Raw genomic sequence first — 17,928 nt, forward strand, 5'->3', positions numbered from 1 at the left:
GTCGTGTTTCACGTGAAACACGACAACTGACCTGTCTGGGTGAAGCCCCTACTTCCTGCTCTTCAGATTCAACCGCTGTTCCACGTGAAACAGCGCAAACCAAACTTTGACCCGAATCTCCAACTCGCGTATCGCACACGCCATGCACCAGTTCGATATCATCGTGGTCGGCGGCGGACATGCCGGCGTCGAGGCTGCGGCTGTCGCCGCGCGCATGGGCGCGCGCACCGCGCTCGTCTCATTCGATCCCGCGACCATCGGCGCGATGAGCTGCAACCCGGCTATCGGCGGATTGGGCAAAGGCCACCTCGTTCGCGAAGTCGATGCTTTTGATGGGCTGATCGCCCGCGCTGCCGATGCGGGTGCCATTCACTATCGTATGCTCAACCGGTCAAAGGGCAGCGCAGTGCAGGGACCGCGCGTTCAGGCTGATCGCAAGCGTTTCAAGGCGGCCATCCAGCAGATGATCGCAGCACAGCCCAACCTCCATGTCGTCGGTGGCGAAGCCGCTGCACTGCGTATCGAAGGGGGCAGGGTGGTCGGCATTGATCTGGCTGATGGCACTGCACTTGCCGGTCAGGCCGTGGTCCTGTGTACTGGCACCTTCCTTGGTGGACGCTTGTTCCGTGGGGAAGAGCGTATGGACGGCGGACGCATTGGCGAAGACTCCGCCCATCGCCTTGCGCAGCAGTTGCGCGCAGCCAATTTGCCGATGGCGCGGCTCAAGACTGGCACGCCGCCGCGCATCGACGGTCGCACCATTGATTGGGCAAAGCTGCCCGAACAGCCCAGCGATGCCGATCCCTGGAACATGTCGCCGCTCACCAAAGCGCGTCCGCTGCCGCAAGTGTTCTGCGCCATCGCCCGCACCAATGAACGCACGCATGAAATCATTCGCGGCGGGTTGGATCGCTCACCGCTGTTCAGCGGCGCCATCGGCGCGCAAGGGCCGCGCTATTGCCCTTCGATCGAGGACAAGATTCACCGCTTCGGCGATCGCGACGGGCATCAGGTTTTTCTTGAACCCGAAGGGTTGGATGAATCGACCGTCTATCCCAACGGCATTTCCACTTCGCTGCCCACCGATGTTCAGATCGCGATGATTCGTTCCATGGAAGGCCTTGAAAACGCAGTCATAACTGTGCCCGGTTACGCTGTGGAATACGACCATATCGATCCGCGTGCGCTGCGCCGCAGCCTTGAGATAAAGGCCATGCCCGGCCTGTATTGCGCAGGCCAGATCAACGGCACCACCGGCTATGAAGAGGCGGCTGCGCAAGGGTTGATCGCCGGGATGTACGCCGCTGCCGCCGTGCTGGGCCGGGATGCCCCCGAACTTGACCGGGCCAACAGCTATATGGCGGTGATGGTCGATGACCTGACTTTGCATGGCGTCAGTGAACCCTACCGCATGCTCACCGCGCGGGCTGAGTACCGCCTGCGCCTGCGCGCCAACAATGCCACGTCACGGCTGACGCCATTGGGTCTCGCTGTGGGCTGCATCGGCGTTGAGCGTCGCCAATGGTTCGAACAGCGCCTGACCGCACGTGAACGGCTCGAAAATGCACTGGCGCAGGAAGCAACACCGACCGAACTCAATCGCGCGGGAATGCTGGTACGCGCCGATGGCACGCGCCGCACACTGATGGAATGGCTGCGCTTCCCCGAAGTCACACTCGAAACGCTGCGCCCATGGATAGGCGATGAAGCGTTCGATCCGCTGCTGGTGGAAGAGGTTGAGGAAGACGCCGCATACGCCCCCTATCTTGTTCGACAGGATTCCGAACTTCGTGATCTTCGTGCATCCGATGCGGTGATGCTGGGCGAAAGGTTTCCTTTTGCAGACGTTCCGGGCCTTTCACGTGAAATGGTAGAACGGCTCGAAAGGGCCCAGCCTGAAACGCTGGCTGCCGCTGGACGCATTGCCGGAATCACCCCTGCCGCGCTCGCTAGCCTGCTGGTTCACGCCCGCCGCCGCGCCAACAACGGGATTGCCGCATGACGCTTTCCACCGAAGTCGAAGCGCAGGACTGGCTATGCGATGACCTGGACATTGATGCAGCAGGCATGGACCGCCTGTCCCATCTGGTTGCGTTGCTGCTGGAAGAGAATGAAAAACAGAACCTCGTCGCGCGCGGCACGCTACCGCATGTCTGGGTTCGCCATATTGTTGATTCTGCGCAACTCCTTCATGTTTCACGTGGAACATTACCGGATGGCCCGTGGATTGATCTAGGCACGGGCGCAGGCTTTCCCGGCCTTGTCGTAGCCGCACTTCAGCCGGAACGGCCTGTCACGTTGGTCGATTCGCGCCGTCTGCGCACAGAATGGCTACAACGTGCCGCCGATGCGCTTGACCTTGTGAATGTCGATGTGGTGCTGTCCCGCGTGGAAGACCTGCCCAGCACTCCCCACGCCGTTATCTCGGCACGCGCATTTGCGCCACTGGACAAGTTGGTAACTCTTTCCGCCCGCTTTTCCACACCCGACACGCTCTGGCTGTTGCCCAAAGGGGCCGGGGCACCGCATGAATTGCAAATGCTTCCCGAATCATGGTGCCACATGTTCCACGTGGAACAATCGCTGACCGATCCTGATGCGGGAATAATCGTTGGTCGCCTGCTTAGCGGAAGCGCCCCTGCTCAGAAAAACCAGGCCCGAAAAGGTAAGCGGAAATGATTACGATCGCCGTCGCAAACCAGAAGGGCGGGGTGGGCAAGACCACCACCGCAATCAACATCGCCACCGCGCTTGCCGCCACAGGCTGGAAATCCTTGTTGGTCGACCTCGATCCGCAGGGCAACTGTTCCACTGGCATCGGCATTTCAGCCGGAGAGCGCGAACGATCATCTTATGACCTGCTGATCGATCAGACACCGCTGGCAGATTGCGTCATCCCTACGCGCATTCCGAACCTCGACATCGTCCCGGCCACGGTCGATCTGTCAGGTGCGGAAGTGGAACTGGTCAGCGTCGAAGATCGCACCCATCGCCTGCGAAAAGTGCTCAACACCGATGCCGGTCACGACATCTGCCTGATCGATTGCCCGCCCTCGCTAGGCCTGCTCACGCTGAATGCGCTGACGGCGGCGGACACTATTCTTGTCCCGCTACAGTGCGAATTCTTCGCGCTCGAAGGGTTGAGCCAGCTTTTGCAGACAGTGGAACGGGTGCAGGAACGGTTCAATCCTGACCTTGGCATTCTAGGTATTGTCCTGACCATGTTCGACCGCCGCAACCGCCTGACCGATCAGGTGGCCGAAGACGTGCGATCCTGCCTGCGCGATCTGGTGTTCGACGCCGTGATTCCGCGCAATGTGCGCCTGTCAGAAGCACCCAGCCATGGGCTTCCGGCGCTAATCTATGACCATGCCTGCCCCGGATCGCAGGCTTATATGAAGCTGGCGCGTGAGCTGATTGGCCGCCTGCCCGAACGGAGGAAAGCGGCGTGAGCGGCGAAGAGGGTAGCGTAAAGGCGCCAGCGCGGCGGATGGGTCTTGGCCGTGGTCTTGGCGCGCTGATGGGCGAAGTGCGGCGCGAAGAACCGATTGCGCGGGTTTCTGTTTCCGGCCCTGACGCCATCACCGGCGAGGCGCGCGATGGGGGTCTGGCGCTGCTGTCAGTTGCCTCGATTGAACCGCATCCCGAACAGCCGCGCCGCCATTTCGATGAAGATGCACTGGAAGAGCTCGCGCAATCCATTGCCGCGCGTGGTGTGATTCAGCCTGTAATCGTCCGTCCGCTAGGGGCAGGGCGCTATCAGCTGGTCGCGGGTGAACGCCGCTGGCGTGCTGCGCAAAGAGCGCAAGTCCATGAAATTCCCGCCATCGTCCGCAAGCTGGATGAACGCGAAGTGTCTGCGCTGGCGCTGATCGAAAACCTGCAACGCCAGGACCTAAATCCGGTCGAAGAAGCCCGCGCCTATCAGCGGCTTGCCGATACCGAAGGCCTGACCCAGCAGGAAATCGCCAAGTTCGTCGACAAATCGCGCAGCCATGTTGCCAACATGATGCGCCTTTTGGGCCTGCCGGATGGCGTGCTGGACATGGTCGCGCGCGATGAAATCTCGATGGGCCACGCCCGCGCGCTGATAAATGTGCCCGAACCCACGGTTCTGGCACAGGACATCGCCACCAAAGGGCTGTCGGTGCGTGACACCGAAAAGCTGGCGCGCCGTGCGATCCGTCCTGACGGCGGGGGCAATCGTCGGCAGGCACGGGCTGGCAAGGATGCGGTCGGCGCAGCAGATCTTGCGGCGATTCAGCAGCACCTTGAAGACTTCCTTGGCCTGAAAGTAGCGATCACGCCCGATGTCGATCCCACCACCGGAGCGGTAACGATTCGCTACAAGAACCTCGATCAGCTTGATCTGATCTGCCAGCGGCTAACCGGCGGTGAATTCTAGGGATTTGTAAAATATAAACTTTTCTTTGACGTCATGCTGCAGTGAGGCATGCCCGAAAGGGAATTAATTAGTCGATTAAATTCTCGTTGACCGGAGGGTGGCGTCGCGCATAGGCTGTGCGCAACGAACCAGAACCGGAGAGAATAGCCATGTCGCTCGATGCGATTTCGCGCTCAGCCTATAACGAAGATCACGAAGCCTTTCGCCAGAGCGTGCGTCGCTTTCTGATCGATGAGATTGCCCCTCACGCCAATGAATGGGGTGAAGCTGGCATCGTGCCCAAGGAAATCTGGCCCAAGGCTGGCGAACTGGGCATGCTGTGCCCGACCGTTCCCGAAGAATACGGCGGGCTGGGCCTCGACTTCGGCTACAACGCCATCGTCGATGAAGAGAGTAGCTATTACGGTCGCGTCGCCACTGGCTTTTCGCTCCAGTCCGATATCGTCGCCAACTACCTCGTCTCCTATGGCTCGGAAGAGCAGAAGAAGAAGTGGTTGCCCAAGATGGTGTCGGGCGAAGTGGTCACTGCCATCGCCATGACCGAACCTGGCACCGGGTCCGACCTTCAGGGTATGCGCACCACGGCCAAGAAGGATGGCAACCACTACGTCATCAACGGGTCGAAAACCTATATCACCAATGGCCAGAACGCCGACCTGATCCTTGTCTGCGCCAAGACCGACACCGACATTCAGCCAGCTTGGAAGGGTGTATCGATCGTGCTGGTCGAGGCTGACCGCGAAGGTTTCAAGCGAGGTCGGAACCTCGACAAGATCGGCCAGGACGAAGCCGACACATCAGAGCTGTTCTTCGAAGACGTGCGCGTTCCCATCACCAATTGCCTTGGCGAAGAGGGCAAGGGCTTCATCTATCTGATGAGCGAACTGCCGCAGGAACGCCTTTCGATTGCCGTGGGTGCGCAGGCTTCAGCGCAGAAGGCCTTTGACGATACCGTGGAATTTACCCGCGAGCGTAAGGCTTTCGGCAAGCCGATCCTCGATTTCCAGAACACCCGCTTCGTGCTCGCCGACATCAAGGCCAAGCTGCAGGTGGGCTGGGCGCATCTTGACTGGGCGCTGGCACGCCACCTGAAAAAAGAACTGACCCCGGAAGAAGGCGCAGCGGCGAAGCTGTGGCACACCGAACTGCAGTGGGAAGTGATGGACAAGTGTCTGCAACTGCACGGTGGCGCTGGGTATATGAACGAATATGCGATTGCCCGTGCTTGGCGCGGCGCGCGCGTGACTCGCATCTTTGGCGGCACCAATGAAATCATGAAGGAACTCATCGGCCGCAAACTCTAATCACGTTTTGACTGCTGGTTGAAAGGCTACGGCCCGCTTTCCGGGGAGGGAAAGCGGGCCGTTTCACGTGGAACAGATGGAGGTGTTGCCCCACGCCAGCGAGGGAAAAGAAGAAGCGGCGCGTCAGCCGGTGTAAACGCGCTTTTCCTTAACCCGCTTTTCCTTGACCACAGGCGCACGCCGCGGGGCAGGGGCCACACGGCGGCGGGCAGGTTCATCCACCCACTTTTCCGTGACGACCGTGGTTTCCACACAGGGCTTTTGCGACGGTACCATCACCGGAACCATCACATAGCCATAAGGCGCGTAGCCACCCGGCCCATAACCGGGCTGGCCATATCCCCCCTGCTGTGCCGAAGCGAAATAATCATCACATTCGCGGCGCAGGCCCTTGTCTTCGCCCTTATCAATCATGTTACCCGCAATTGCGCCCACTGCGGCCCCTGCAACCGTGCCAAGCACGCGGTCACCCTTGCCCGCCACCCGGTTGCCGACAACACCACCGACCACGCCGCCCAACAGCGTGCCGCCGACGCCTTTGTCGCCATAGACCTTGCGGCAACGCTCGTTCATTTCATTCCAACGTGGATCGGCCTGAGGGTAGGCTTGCGGGTAGGCCTGAGGATAGCCTTGAGGTGCATAGCCCGGTTGCCCCTCAACCGGCTGAACCATTACCGTAGTCGGCCAAGGCGCGCCGACCATCGGCGGATAGTAAACCGGGCCTTGGCCATAGCTGCCATATCCTTGCGCCGGATGGCGATCAGGGTGGCGGTCACCGGCCAATGCCGGTGCGGCGGTGACGGAAAAGGCCAGAGCAGCGAGTGTGAGCTTACGAAGCATCATGCGGTATCCCCCAGGGGACGGCGCAGGACAGCGCCGTTATTAACCGCAAACTTACCATCAGACCCCGCAGGAAACCAAGGTTTGCAAGGGCGGAGAGTCCGTGCTGTCCCGAATCGGGGCAGGAATCAGATGCGATTGGCCACAGCGCGCGCCAAAGCCTCGATCCCGCGGGCGTCTTCATCATCAAACCGGGCAGGGCTGGGGCTGTCGAGATCGATCACGGCGATTACAGCACCATCGCGAATCACCGGCACGACCAGTTCCGACCGGCTTTCCGCATCGCAGGCAATGTGGCCGGGAAAGGCGTGAACATCGGGCACCAGTTGCGTCTGCCCGCTGGCGGCGGCCGTACCACATACACCCTTGCCCAGTGCGATGCGGATGCAGGCAGGCTTCCCTATGAACGGGCCAAGCACCAGTTCGTCATCAACCATGCGATAGAATCCGGCCCAGTTCAGATCGGGCAGAAACTGCCAGATCAGCGCAGCAACATTGGCCATATTGGCAATGCCGTCCGGCTCTCCATCAATCAGCGCGCGAGCGGATTCGACCAGATCGGCAAGAAGTTCGGCTTTAGGCTGGCCGTGGGTGGGGGCAAACGTGAACATGCCGATGGTCATATCGCAACTTCTCGCCAAAGTCGCGCGGCGCAACTTCCGCCAAATTTGCAGCATTGCCCTTGGCAACGGTGCAGAATAGATTTGGTGCCATGAACATTTTCAAGAAAATCCTGATCGCGCTGGTCGCGATTGCCGTACTGATTGGCGCTTATGTCGCCTGGGCAGTACGTGGCCCCGCAGCCCAATTTCCGCTGCAGGAAACCACCGGGCCGCGGCCCAAACTAGCCGACCCAGACGAACAGACCATTCCCACCGTGCGCACGGCCGATCCGATTGGCTGGCAGGACGGTGAAGCGCCAGTGGCGGCACAGGGCCTTCAGGTCAGCCGTTTTGCCGACAAGCTGGACCATCCGCGCACCGTGTTTACTCTGCCCAATGGTGACGTGCTGGTGGCGCAGACCAATTCGCCGCCACGTGAAGGAGGCGGCCTTACCGGCGCGGTCATGGGCTATCTGTTCCGCAAGGTGGGGGCAGGCGGGCCATCGCCCAACACGCTGGTTCTGCTGCGCGACGGTGATGGCGATGGCAAGGCGGAACAACGCTTCACGCTGGAAAACCCGGCACTGAACTCACCGTTCGGCATGGCATTCCATGATGGACATCTGCTGGTAGCAAACCATAATGCCGTCCTGTCTTTTCCCTATGCGCTGGGACAGACCACACTGACCGGCAAGCCGGAAAAGCTGATGGATCTACCGGGTGGAGGCAACCATTGGGCGCGCAACCTGATCGTCAGCCCGGATGGTAGCGAACTATTTGTCACCGTTGGGTCCGCATCGAACATTGCCGAAGGGGGGATTGCGGCTGAACGTGGCCGTGCGGCCATTCATGCCTACAACTTCGCCAAGAAGACCAGCCGCGAAATTTCAGGCGGACTGCGCAATCCCAACGGGCTGGATTTCAACCCCCACAGCGAAGAACTGTGGACCGTGGTAAATGAACGCGACATGCTGGGATCGGACCTTGTGCCCGATTACCTGACCAATGTGCCGTTCGGTTCCAACTATGGCTGGCCGTGGGTCTATTGGAAAAGGAACCTCGACTGGCGGGTGAAGGAACCCATGCCCGAATACATGCTGGATTACGTGCGCAAGCCGGAATACGCCCTTGGCGCGCACGTCGCTCCGCTGGGTCTGACCTTTGCAAAAGCTGGAAACCGCATGGGTACAAAGTTCCAGCAGGGCGCTTTCGTTGCACGGCACGGATCATGGAATCGCCGCCCGCTGGCTGGATATGACGTGGTGTTCATCGGCTTTGACGCCATGGGCAATGTCCTGCCAGAACCGCCCGTGCCTGTGCTGACCGGGTTCCTCACCGCCGACGAACGCGCGCATGGCCGACCAACATGGGTCGCCTTTGCCAAAGACGGCGCGCTGCTGGTCAGCGACGATACGGGCGGGGTAATCTGGCGAGTCATGGCACCGGGCGCTGCGCCTGCGGCAGAAATCAAGCCTCTGCCCAAGCGCACCGCGCCACCGCAACCAAAGATGACCGGCAAACTGATTATGAAGCCCAATGCAGATTCATCGCTGAACCAGCCGGGGAACTGAACCGGATTGCTCCTGTCGAGACACTTGGCGCAGCACCGCGTGTCTCGACTTCAGGCATAGCCTGAAGTTCATCCTGAGCGTGAGGAAGGACCCGACATCAAAGGCGGGCCATTCAGTTTAATGGGGCAGGGTTAACTCCGCTTAGAGCGCCCGGCCGGCTCGACCTGCCAGTTCGTTGACGTACTGCCAGGCCACGCGGCCCGAACGCCCACCACGCCGCTTTGACCATTCCAGCGCATCGCCTTCGTCAAAGGGCAGGGTATAATGGGTGGCATACCCTGCGATGATCGCAAGGTAATCATCCTGCGAACAGTTGTGGAAGCCAAGGCTGAGGCCAAAGCGATCAGCCAGCGCCAGCCTGTCATCCACGACGTCGCGCGGGTTGATCGGATCGTCCTGTTCCGATGCGTGACGTTCCACAATGGCGCGGCGGTTTGACGTTACCGCAAGGCGCACATTGGCCGGGCGCGCTTCCACCCCTCCTTCCAGCCATGACCGCAGCTTGCGCGCACCGCCGGAATCGCCGGCATCAAAACCCAGATCGTCAAGGAAAACCAAAAAGCGCCGGTCGATCCTGCGCAGGGTGCTGAACAGATCCGCCAGCCCCGCATCAGGCCCGGCCTGAACCAGTGCGATGGAACCGGGCAGGGCATCTTGGGCGGCCAGCGTGGCGGCGCGCAACAAGGCTGATTTGCCCATGCCGCGCGATCCCCACAACAGCATATCATGTGCTGCCGCTCCGCGCGAAAGCCGCGCGACGTTTTCAACCACCGCCACCTTCTGCTTATCGATGCCCTGCATCAGATCAAGCGAGGGCGCCTCGAGCCGGTCAATCCCACGGGCAGCCTTGCCATCCCATACATAGGCGGGAAAGGACAGCCAGTCCGCCGCATCGGCTCGCGACGGGACAAGGCTTTCCAGCGCTTGCGCAATACGGGCGAGCAGAATTTCGGTGGTCATGCCGCCCGGTTATCCGGCCAGCGTTTCCGTGTCGAGATCATAGAGCAGCGCCGCCCCTGCCATGGCCGACGATCCCAGCCCGCGCGCTTCGGGCACGATCACGCGGTTGAAGAACTTGGTCACCGCAATCTTGGCGGCAAGGTCAGACGCACGCGACTGACGGCCAAGCTGCCACCCTGCCACCGCCACCGCGCACATCGTGGTGAAGGGAACAGACCCTGCCAGCTTGTCATCCAGCGAAGCGGTCGTGCTCATCCACTGGCCGATGGCAGCAGCGTCCTTGGCCAGTGCCGCCACTTCCGGCACATCCTCCATCTCGGCGGCAATCTGCGTCATCAGGCCCTGCAGCACTGCACCGCCATCATACCCCAGCTTTCGCGTCACTAGGTCGGCGGCTTGAATGCCGTTGGTGCCTTCATAGATCGGGGCGATGCGGGCATCCCGCAGGTGCTGCGCCGCGCCGGTTTCCTCGATAAAGCCCATGCCGCCGTGCACCTGCACGCCAAGATCGGCCACTTCGCAGCCAATATCGGTGCCCCAGGCCTTCAGCATCGGCACCAGCGTTTCAGCCCGCTTCTGCGCGGCCTCATCACCCAGCGCACCGCGATCAACCTGACCGGCAGTGTAATACAGCAGCGCCCGCGCGCCTTCGGTCAAGGCACGCATCCGCATCAGCATGCGGCGCACGTCAGGGTGTTCGACAATCGCCACCGAAGCCTTGCTGGGCGATCCCGCACGTGCAGCCTGAATACGGTCACGGGCATAGCCGCGCGCCTGCTGAAACGCGCGTTCGGCAATCTGCACGCCTTGGCTACCGACATTGATGCGCGCAGAATTCATCATCGTGAACATTGCGCGCAACCCGCCATTTTCATGGCCCACGATCTCGCCAATGCATTCGCCGTTGTCGCCATACGACATGACGCAAGTGGGCGATGCATGAATGCCCAGCTTGTGTTCGATGGAAACGCAGCGAACATCGTTGCGTGCGCCAAGGCTACCATCGTGTTCCACGTGGAACTTCGGCACGATGAACAGCGAAATCCCGCGTGACCCTTCGGGCGCGCCGGGGGTGCGCGCCAGCACAAGGTGGATGATATTCTCTGCCGCTTCGTGTTCGCCAAAGGTGATAAATATCTTGGTGCCCACAATGCGATACTTGCCCGCGTGCGGCCCTTCGGTAATCGGCGTCGCAGTGCTGCGCAGCGCGCCCACGTCAGACCCAGCCTGCGGTTCGGTCAGGTTCATCGTGCCAGACCATTCACCGCTAATCAGCTTGGGCAGGTAAAACGCCTTCTGGTCTGCACTGCCATGATGGTCCAGTGCCTCGATCGCGCCAACGGTCAAGATCGGCAGCAGGGTGAAGCCCATATTGGCCGCGCCCAGTGTTTCCAGAACCGCCGTCGCCAACGTAAAGGGCAGACCTTGTCCGCCAAAGGCTTCTGGCCCGGTAATCGACCCCCAGCCTTGTTCTACAAACGCCTTGTACGCTTCGACATAACCAGCAGGCAGGGTGACAGTGCCATCGGCGCACTTTGCCCCTACCTGATCGCCTGCGCGGTGCAGTGGCGCCCATTCGCCCGCGGCAAATGCCCCGATGCCTTCGACAATGGCTTCCACCAGATCGGGCGTGGCAGCGGCAAAACGATCATGCGCAGCAATTTCGTCAATCCCGGCGCTGACCTTGATGGCAAGGATCTGGTCGGCTGTCGGCGGGGTGAAGGTCATCGTCGTCCTCTCCTGTGGCGCGACCCGCTTGCGCGAGCCTGCGCGCTCCCTATAGCGAAAGCCCATGGACCGGACAAAGCCTTCAAAGGTGCATCTGCCTGACGATAAAGGTATCGCTGCCGCTGCTGCGGTTATCATGCGGGGCGGCACCGTCGCTGTGCCTACAGAAACCGTCTATGGCCTTGCCGCCCGTGCCGATGACGATGCGGCGGTGGCCGGCATCTATCGTGCCAAAGGACGGCCCGATTTCAACCCGCTGATCGTGCATGTGCCCGACGCTACGGCAGCGCAGGCTTTGGCCGTGTTCGACGCCCGCACAAATGCGCTGGCCGCTGCATTCTGGCCCGGCGCGCTGACCATGGTCCTGCCCCGGCGCGAAGGCGTAGCGCTGGCCGCTGCGGTCAGCGCGGGCCTGCCCACCGTGGCCCTGCGCTGCCCCGCCCATGACGTAATGCAAGCCCTGTTGAAAACCTGTGGATTACCACTAGCGGCGCCGTCCGCGAATCGCAGCGGCGGGGTCAGCCCGACCAGCGCAGCGCATGTCGCCGCGTCGCTGGGCGACCGGGTAGACCTGATTCTCGATGGCGGCGAAACGCAGCGCGGCATCGAATCCACCATCGTTGGCCTGCGCAACGACGGTTCATGGGCCATATTGCGCCCCGGTCCGATTACCGAACACGAAATTGCCGACGTGCTGGGCGGTGCCAGCAATGCGGTAATGTCGGTCAAAATCGAAGCTCCCGGCCAGCTTGCCAGCCATTACGCGCCGGGAAAGCCTGTCCGCCTGAACGCGGAGGCAGCGGGCGAAGGCGAATACCTGATTGGCTTTGGTCCGATTATGGGCGACGTTTCCCTGTCCTCCGGCGGGGATCTGGCCGAAGCGGCAGCGCGGCTGTATGCCTGCCTGCATCTGGCTGCTGCTGCACCGAAAGCCCTGATCGCCGTAGCACCTATTCCGGATCACGGCATTGGCACTGCCATCAACGACCGGTTGCGCCGGGCCGCTGCCTGATTATCGGTCGACTTCGTAAGGGACCGAAGCGCGCATCATGTCCATGTCGCGATAAATACGCCGCGCATCGTCACAGGCATCGTCATAACCCTTGCGGCAATCCCGGCTGGCCTTGTCATAATCGCGAGAAAGACGGCCATAGCGTTCTTCACGCTGGCGGATTTCGCGTCCCCGCTTCTGATCCCGCTCCGAATCGCTGACTGTCACCCGATCATAGGCATCAGCCGTGGTATTCACTGCCCGCGCGCCGACCCGCACCGGAGCCGTGGCAAGATCAAACGCGCTTTTCGCGACGCAACCTGGCAGCAATGGCAATATGGCAAGCAGCCCAAGATAGCGCAGATTCATGCGGGATCTCCCTTTCCAGAAAATCCCATGGGCTGAATGCCTTGGCAAGGACGATTCGGTTCGCAGCGGATCAATCCACCTTATTGTTCGTCCGCCGCCTCGCTGCTGTTGTCTTCCGGCGTGACGCCGTTTTCGCAAACCAGCTTGCCCGATCCAACCGAGCTGACCTTGCATGTGGCGCGGCCAAACACGCGCACTTCGCCCGATCCCATGATATTGGCATTGACGTTGCCGTTCGAAGCAAAGCGGGCATTGCCCGACCCGGCTACGTCGATCTTCACATTGTCCGCCGTCAGCCCGTCCATTTCGGCATCACCGCTGCCGGCCACGGTCATCTTCAGGTCCTTGGCCTTGCCCGCTGCACGTAGCTTACCAGACCCCAGAACGTCGACATTCAGCTTGGGCGCGTCAATGGCGCGGGCTTCGACCAGACCCGATCCGGCCACAACGATCTTGGCTTCATTGCCGCCCATCTGGTCAGCCGTCAGATTGCCCGAGCCAGCCAGCACGATCTCACTCAAAACCGGCAGGGTCACGTTGATCGTGGCGGTGCGTTCGTTCGAACCCAGCTTCCAATCTTCCCGCGCAATGCCCAATTGCCCTTCGGAAAGGGCAAAGCGCAGCTTGTTCGCACCGTCACCATCCACGGTGATCGCCAGCTTGTCACCGCGCACGATGCGCACATTATCAGGGCCAAGCAGCGTAACCATGGTCGGGGCAGGGCCGGTCATGTCCAGTTCGGACAACGGCACGCCCTTCTTGCCATTGAACGACACGTCAGCACCGTCGCAACCGCCCAGCGCGGTGGCGAGGCCCAGCACGGCCACACCGGCCAGCGCCCGAACAAGGGGTGCACGAAGGAAGGAATGCAGCATGACGAACTCTCTCTTGACTGTATTGCCGTTATAACACGGTGATACGATTCAGGCCAAGTCGTTCGTGGAATACGAAAGCGCGTTGGTCGGAGAACCGTCCTATCGGCAAAACGAAAAAGGCCCCCGGTTTTCCGGAGGCCCTTTTGCCTGCGTCAAAGCGCGAGAACGGATCAGGCCGTCTCGTAATACTTCGGCGCGTGTTCATTGAGGATCGCAAGGATCTTCTTCAGAGCAGCCGGTTCGTCCGTCTTTTCCATCGCCGCGAGTTCGCGGGCAAGGCGTGACGAAGCCGCTTCGAAGATCTGGCGTTCCGAATAGGACTGTTCCGGCTGATCGTCAGCGCGGAACAGATCGCGCGTGACTTCTGCGATGGAAACCAGATCGCCCGAATTGATCTTCGCTTCGTATTCCTGGGCCCGGCGCGACCACATGGTGCGTTTGACCTTGGGCTTGCCCTTCAGCGTATCGAGCGCTTCACGCAGAGTCTTGTCAGACGACAGCTTGCGCATGCCGATGGCTTCAACCTTGTTCACCGGAACGCGCAGCGTCATGCGTTCCTTTTCAAAGCGCAGCACGTAAAGCTGCAGCTTCATGCCAGCAATTTCTTCGTCCTGAAGTTCGACCACCCGGCCGACACCATGCTTCGGATAAACTACGTAGTCCCCAACATCGAAGGCGAGAGCCTTGACTGCCATTGGTAATCCTTTCGACGCGGGCAGAACCGGCGAACAGGAACAGGGGGCCTTTCGGGGAGAATTGGCAAATGGCCGCCTGACAGGCGGTCTTGCGAGGCCCAGCGATCCGTTTGCTTTTTTGTCCTGCCTTTTCGTGGTGAAAAGACGCCGGACAGGCATGAACCCACCGGCGCTTGGCGGGGCTTATAACACTTCGGCAATAAAATTACCAGCCCCGAACGGTTGCAGCGCAACGGAAATCGTTTGCTGCCCCTACAATAGGGGCAACAGGCCGCACCTTTCAGGTGTCAGGGCAGGACCAGGCGCGCTGAAAACCCCGCGCCCAAGCCGCTGAAATCAATCGCCTTCGCCGGGTTCGGCCGAGAAGTACTTGTCGAACTTGCCTTCTTCGCCCTTGTGCTCGTCCGCATCGGCAGGCGCGTCCTTCTTGGCGGTCAGATTCGGCCATTCAGCCGAATACTTGGCGTTCAGTTCCAGCCACTGTTCAAGGCCGGATTCGGTATCGGGCAGAATCGCTTCAGCTGGGCATTCCGGTTCGCACACGCCGCAGTCGATGCATTCGCTGGGATTGATTACCAGCATGTTTTCGCCTTCATAGAAGCAATCGACCGGACATACTTCAACGCAGTCCATGAATTTGCAGCGGATGCAGGCGTCGGTGACGACATAGGTCATGGCGATTTGATCCCTCAGGTATCTATTTGAGGCCGTGCTAGAGGCGTTGCCCCCGCATCGTCAAGCACCCGATAACAGCCTTGCGCTTCTACTGCAGGTCCGCGCCGTGCAGGAAGTGTCAGAAGCTCGATCACCTTGACCCGATTGGGCAGAGGCAGGACCAGCACATCGCCGCATTTCACATCGGCGCTGCATCGTTCGATCCGCCGTCCGTTGAGCCGGATGTGACCATCGGCGACCCAATCCTGCGCCAACCCGCGCGAGGACGAAAAACGAAGAAACCACAGCAGCTTGTCTATGCGCAAGGTCTGGCTCTCCTTCCCTATCGCGCGACCAGTTCGGCCAGCGCCGCAAAAACTCCTGACACCTGCCTTGGTCGCTCGTCGCGCTGAACCTCCGTCCGGTGCGGTCGCCATTCCCACAAGGGCGGAGCAGGCGGACCATAGCAATTGTCTGGCAAAGCCCGGCCCATATGAACACGAAAGCCGCCCATGCGCAGCAGCGCCGAATAGGCCGCGGTCGAAAGATTCATCGACCGGGCCAGTCCCGGATCAAGAAACACCCGGCGACTGCGCGCACCAAGGCGCGTGCGATGGGCCGCCTGCAAAAGCTTGTCTGCCAGATCAACCCGCAGTGATTCCGCGCCAAGCCTGCGATATCCCGCTGGAGCCAGCTTGTTGTGAACCACAGGCTGCATAGTTTCGGGCGGAAGCGGTGCAGGCTGGCACCACAGCCCTGCAAGCCGGTGCCAGGCAAGCATGGCGGAAGGGCGCAAGGCTGCGGGGGCAAACAGGTCCAACCCACCAATACGTACGCCCAGTTGCTTCAACCGGGCGCGCTGGACAGTATCAAGCCGCTCCACCGCACAGCTATCGCGCGGCAGCACGCCACCGGCTTCAACAAGATGTAGCAAAAGTGCGCGCAAGTCCGGCCCGGATACAGGATCACGACTGGCGGCATCCAGAGTCAGCAACGCAGCAAGATGCACAGTGCGATGAACTTCGATCCATTGTTCCAGCGCAGCTATCACGCGAACCTTGTCTTGTGGGGCAAGTCGGTCGAGCGCAGGATCAGGGCGCAGTCGCGGCTCCAGCAAGCGACGGCCGCGTTCAAGCTGCGCGACGACAATGCCCTGCCATATCAGCGTGGTATCTTCAAAAGTGATGCCATCAGCCTTGCTCGCCGCCGTCACAAGCGCGGCAGCGCGACTGGCCAGCAGGCCGGGCAGATGACGTTCAGCTGCAGCCAGCAAAAGCTTGCGATCTGCCGCCCGTGCCAACGGGTCGACCACAAACCGGAATCCTTCCAAATGACCGATGGGTTCATCATCCACCAGCACCGCGCCTTCATCAGCCACCCGGACCGGCAACAAGCCAGCATCGGCCCCTGCTTTGCGCATTAAGACTGTCGTCCGGCGATTGACGAAGCGTTCGGTCAACCGGGCATGCAGCGCATCCGAAAGCCGCGCCTCGACCGCGCGGGCGCGGGCAGACATCTCATCCTTGGCCAGCACCCAATCGGGCCGCTGCGCGATATAGGCCCATGACCGGATCGCCGAAATGCGACCCTGCAAGGTGTCGATGTCACCTGATGGATTATCAAGCTGGGCAATGGCCTGCGCCACATAGTCCGCGCCCAGATAGCCATGACGTAGATCCTGCCACAGCCGAGCAACAAAGCGGCTATGCGTTTCGGAACCTTGCTGCCGGAAATCGGGCAGCCGGCACACCTCCCAAAAGCGTTGAACCGACCGCGCGCCGCGCACACTTGCGGCAGTTTCGGGATCTTCTGCCAGATGTTTCAAGATCGCCAGATCAATGCTCTGTGGCGGTGTAGCCAGTTCGGGACTGGGGGGCAGGCTTTCCAGATCGTCGATCAAAGTGCCAAGGCTGTCGAACCGTGGCTCTGCCTCGCGCCAGAACAACCTGGTGATGGGTTGGAAACGGTGCTCCTCGATGGCGTAGATTTCTTCGGGCGTAAATTCCGGGTCATTTCCGCCCATGCCTGCCAGCGTGCCAAATGTGCCATCACGCTGATGCCGGCCTGCACGCCCTGCAATCTGCGCCATTTCCGCCGTGGTCAGGCGGCGTTGACGATGACCGTCATATTTGGAGAGGCCTGCAAATGCGACATGGTGGACATCAAGATTCAGGCCCATGCCCACGGCATCGGTAGCGACCAGATAGTCCACTTCACCCGCCTGATACATCGCAACCTGGGCATTGCGCGTCTGCGGCGAAAGGGCGCCCATGACCACGGCTGCGCCACCTCGGAAACGGCGCAGCATTTCAGCCATGACATAGACCTGCTCGGCACTGAACGCGACAATCGCGCTACGTGGCGGAATACGGGATAGCTTTTTCGCACCGACATGAGTGAGGGTGGAAAAGCGCGGGCGGGTAACGATCTCGGCTTCCGGCACCAGCGCACGGATCATCGGCTCCAACGTGGACGACCCCAGCAACATCGTTTCCTCACGCCCGCGCGTGTGCAGCAGACGGTCGGTAAAGATGTGGCCGCGTTCGGGGTCGGCGGAAAGCTGAGCTTCATCCAGCGCGACAAAGGCAAGGTCCGGGCGCGAAGGCATGGCTTCGGCGGTGCACAGCAGCCAACGTGCATCCTTCGGCTCGATCCGTTCCTCACCGGTAATCAGCGCAACCCGTTCAGGCCCTTTGATTGCGCAAACCCGGTCATAAACCTCGCGCGCCAGCAGGCGCAGCGGAAAACCGATGGCACCAGATGAATGGGCGCACAGCCTTTCGATCGCCAGATGGGTCTTGCCCGTATTCGTCGGGCCAAGCACCGCTTTGACCACACCGCTGTGGCTGTTCTTGCGAGGCTGGGCGGGCAAGCGATGGGCCATGGCCAGGAATGTGGCGGGCATCGCGCCCGGAAACAAGAAAGGGCGGAGAA

General features: G+C 60.9%; 17 protein-coding genes. 7 read left to right on the top strand and 10 right to left on the bottom strand.

Annotated elements, in window-relative coordinates:
• Positions 1–142: 142 nt before the first annotated feature.
• The 5 genes from mnmG to OVA07_RS04770 all read left to right on the top strand — a co-directional run bounded on the left by mnmG (position 143) and on the right by OVA07_RS04770 (position 5,709).
• Positions 143–2,002 carry a tRNA uridine-5-carboxymethylaminomethyl(34) synthesis enzyme MnmG gene (mnmG, locus tag OVA07_RS04750; protein WP_268170324.1) on the top strand — a complete coding sequence of 620 codons (1,860 nt, stop codon included), beginning with the start codon at positions 143–145 and terminating at the stop codon, positions 2,000–2,002.
• The gene (gene rsmG, locus OVA07_RS04755; RefSeq protein WP_268170325.1) at positions 1,999–2,679 is read left to right on the top strand and encodes a 16S rRNA (guanine(527)-N(7))-methyltransferase RsmG; all 681 of its coding nucleotides are present in this window, start codon (positions 1,999–2,001) and stop codon (positions 2,677–2,679) included. The genes mnmG and rsmG overlap by 4 nt, the downstream gene beginning before the upstream one ends.
• The gene (locus tag OVA07_RS04760) at positions 2,676–3,452 is read left to right on the top strand and encodes a ParA family protein (protein ID WP_268170326.1); all 777 of its coding nucleotides are present in this window, start codon (positions 2,676–2,678) and stop codon (positions 3,450–3,452) included. Before rsmG ends, OVA07_RS04760 begins: the two co-directional genes overlap by 4 nt.
• 38 nt (positions 3,453–3,490) lie before the next feature.
• Entirely contained in the window at positions 3,491–4,405 is a 915-nt protein-coding gene (locus tag OVA07_RS04765) for a ParB/RepB/Spo0J family partition protein (RefSeq protein ID WP_268172601.1), read from the top strand.
• Positions 4,406–4,554: 149 nt separating this feature from the next.
• Complete coding sequence (locus tag OVA07_RS04770) at positions 4,555–5,709, top strand: acyl-CoA dehydrogenase family protein (protein WP_268170327.1); 1,155 nt, start codon at positions 4,555–4,557, stop codon at positions 5,707–5,709.
• 123 nt (positions 5,710–5,832) lie between these two features.
• On the opposite strand, the gene OVA07_RS04775 is transcribed toward OVA07_RS04770, so the two are convergent.
• A complete protein-coding gene (locus OVA07_RS04775; RefSeq protein WP_268170328.1) occupies positions 5,833–6,552 on the bottom strand; it encodes a glycine zipper 2TM domain-containing protein in 720 nt (239 codons plus the stop codon).
• 125 nt (positions 6,553–6,677) lie between these two features.
• Positions 6,678–7,160 (bottom strand): GAF domain-containing protein, encoded by a 483-nt coding sequence (locus OVA07_RS04780; protein WP_268172602.1) that lies wholly within the window; start codon positions 7,158–7,160, stop codon positions 6,678–6,680.
• A gap of 101 nt (positions 7,161–7,261) precedes the next feature.
• Between OVA07_RS04780 and OVA07_RS04785 the strand changes: the two genes are divergently transcribed.
• Positions 7,262–8,722, top strand: coding sequence for a PQQ-dependent sugar dehydrogenase (locus tag OVA07_RS04785; protein ID WP_268170329.1), 1,461 nt, complete (start codon positions 7,262–7,264; stop codon positions 8,720–8,722).
• Positions 8,723–8,863: 141 nt separating this feature from the next.
• On the opposite strand, the gene OVA07_RS04790 is transcribed toward OVA07_RS04785, so the two are convergent.
• Both OVA07_RS04790 and OVA07_RS04795 read right to left on the bottom strand, forming a co-directional pair.
• Complete coding sequence (locus tag OVA07_RS04790; RefSeq protein WP_268170330.1) at positions 8,864–9,682, bottom strand: DUF815 domain-containing protein; 819 nt, start codon at positions 9,680–9,682, stop codon at positions 8,864–8,866.
• Between the two features lie 9 nt (positions 9,683–9,691).
• Complete coding sequence (locus OVA07_RS04795) at positions 9,692–11,410, bottom strand: acyl-CoA dehydrogenase (protein ID WP_268170331.1); 1,719 nt, start codon at positions 11,408–11,410, stop codon at positions 9,692–9,694.
• Between the two features lie 64 nt (positions 11,411–11,474).
• Between OVA07_RS04795 and OVA07_RS04800 the strand changes: the two genes are divergently transcribed.
• Positions 11,475–12,422, top strand: a complete 948-nt coding sequence (locus tag OVA07_RS04800) for an L-threonylcarbamoyladenylate synthase (protein ID WP_268170332.1) — start codon at positions 11,475–11,477, stop codon at positions 12,420–12,422.
• Here OVA07_RS04800 and OVA07_RS04805 read toward each other — a convergent pair whose 3' ends face one another.
• The 6 genes from OVA07_RS04805 to OVA07_RS04830 form a co-directional block, all read right to left on the bottom strand.
• On the bottom strand, positions 12,423–12,770 hold the full coding sequence (locus OVA07_RS04805; protein ID WP_268170333.1) for a hypothetical protein: 348 nt from the start codon (positions 12,768–12,770) through the stop codon (positions 12,423–12,425).
• Positions 12,771–12,850: 80 nt separating this feature from the next.
• Entirely contained in the window at positions 12,851–13,645 is a 795-nt protein-coding gene (locus OVA07_RS04810) for a head GIN domain-containing protein (protein ID WP_268170334.1), read from the bottom strand.
• Between the two features lie 170 nt (positions 13,646–13,815).
• Entirely contained in the window at positions 13,816–14,340 is a 525-nt protein-coding gene (locus OVA07_RS04815; RefSeq protein WP_268170335.1) for a CarD family transcriptional regulator, read from the bottom strand.
• 336 nt (positions 14,341–14,676) lie between these two features.
• Positions 14,677–15,015 carry a ferredoxin FdxA gene (fdxA, locus tag OVA07_RS04820; protein ID WP_268170336.1) on the bottom strand — a complete coding sequence of 113 codons (339 nt, stop codon included), beginning with the start codon at positions 15,013–15,015 and terminating at the stop codon, positions 14,677–14,679.
• Positions 15,016–15,029: 14 nt separating this feature from the next.
• Positions 15,030–15,320 (bottom strand): RNA-binding S4 domain-containing protein, encoded by a 291-nt coding sequence (locus OVA07_RS04825; protein WP_268170337.1) that lies wholly within the window; start codon positions 15,318–15,320, stop codon positions 15,030–15,032.
• A 17-nt stretch (positions 15,321–15,337) separates the two neighbouring features.
• Positions 15,338–17,899 (bottom strand): helicase-related protein, encoded by a 2,562-nt coding sequence (locus OVA07_RS04830; RefSeq protein WP_268170338.1) that lies wholly within the window; start codon positions 17,897–17,899, stop codon positions 15,338–15,340.
• Positions 17,900–17,928 lie beyond the last annotated feature (29 nt).

Origin of the sequence: Novosphingobium sp. SL115, assembly GCF_026672515.1 — a bacterium.
Lineage (GTDB): Bacteria > Pseudomonadota > Alphaproteobacteria > Sphingomonadales > Sphingomonadaceae > Novosphingobium.

What these genes read in the sequence shown, in the direction of transcription:
- OVA07_RS04810 (WP_268170334.1), bottom strand. Translation starts at nt 13,645, where the DNA reads ATGCTGCATTCCTTCCTTCGTGCACCCCTTGTTCGGGCGCTGGCCGGT.
- OVA07_RS04830 (WP_268170338.1), bottom strand. Translation starts at nt 17,899, where the DNA reads ATGCCCGCCACATTCCTGGCCATGGCCCATCGCTTGCCCGCCCAGCCT.
- OVA07_RS04795 (WP_268170331.1), bottom strand. Translation starts at nt 11,410, where the DNA reads ATGACCTTCACCCCGCCGACAGCCGACCAGATCCTTGCCATCAAGGTC.
- OVA07_RS04770 (WP_268170327.1), top strand. Translation starts at nt 4,555, where the DNA reads ATGTCGCTCGATGCGATTTCGCGCTCAGCCTATAACGAAGATCACGAA.
- OVA07_RS04765 (WP_268172601.1), top strand. Translation starts at nt 3,491, where the DNA reads ATGGGTCTTGGCCGTGGTCTTGGCGCGCTGATGGGCGAAGTGCGGCGC.
- mnmG (WP_268170324.1), top strand. Translation starts at nt 143, where the DNA reads ATGCACCAGTTCGATATCATCGTGGTCGGCGGCGGACATGCCGGCGTC.
- fdxA (WP_268170336.1), bottom strand. Translation starts at nt 15,015, where the DNA reads ATGACCTATGTCGTCACCGACGCCTGCATCCGCTGCAAATTCATGGAC.
- OVA07_RS04790 (WP_268170330.1), bottom strand. Translation starts at nt 9,682, where the DNA reads ATGACCACCGAAATTCTGCTCGCCCGTATTGCGCAAGCGCTGGAAAGC.
- OVA07_RS04815 (WP_268170335.1), bottom strand. Translation starts at nt 14,340, where the DNA reads ATGGCAGTCAAGGCTCTCGCCTTCGATGTTGGGGACTACGTAGTTTAT.
- OVA07_RS04775 (WP_268170328.1), bottom strand. Translation starts at nt 6,552, where the DNA reads ATGATGCTTCGTAAGCTCACACTCGCTGCTCTGGCCTTTTCCGTCACC.
- OVA07_RS04780 (WP_268172602.1), bottom strand. Translation starts at nt 7,160, where the DNA reads ATGTTCACGTTTGCCCCCACCCACGGCCAGCCTAAAGCCGAACTTCTT.
- OVA07_RS04785 (WP_268170329.1), top strand. Translation starts at nt 7,262, where the DNA reads ATGAACATTTTCAAGAAAATCCTGATCGCGCTGGTCGCGATTGCCGTA.
- OVA07_RS04760 (WP_268170326.1), top strand. Translation starts at nt 2,676, where the DNA reads ATGATTACGATCGCCGTCGCAAACCAGAAGGGCGGGGTGGGCAAGACC.
- OVA07_RS04800 (WP_268170332.1), top strand. Translation starts at nt 11,475, where the DNA reads ATGGACCGGACAAAGCCTTCAAAGGTGCATCTGCCTGACGATAAAGGT.
- rsmG (WP_268170325.1), top strand. Translation starts at nt 1,999, where the DNA reads ATGACGCTTTCCACCGAAGTCGAAGCGCAGGACTGGCTATGCGATGAC.
- OVA07_RS04805 (WP_268170333.1), bottom strand. Translation starts at nt 12,770, where the DNA reads ATGAATCTGCGCTATCTTGGGCTGCTTGCCATATTGCCATTGCTGCCA.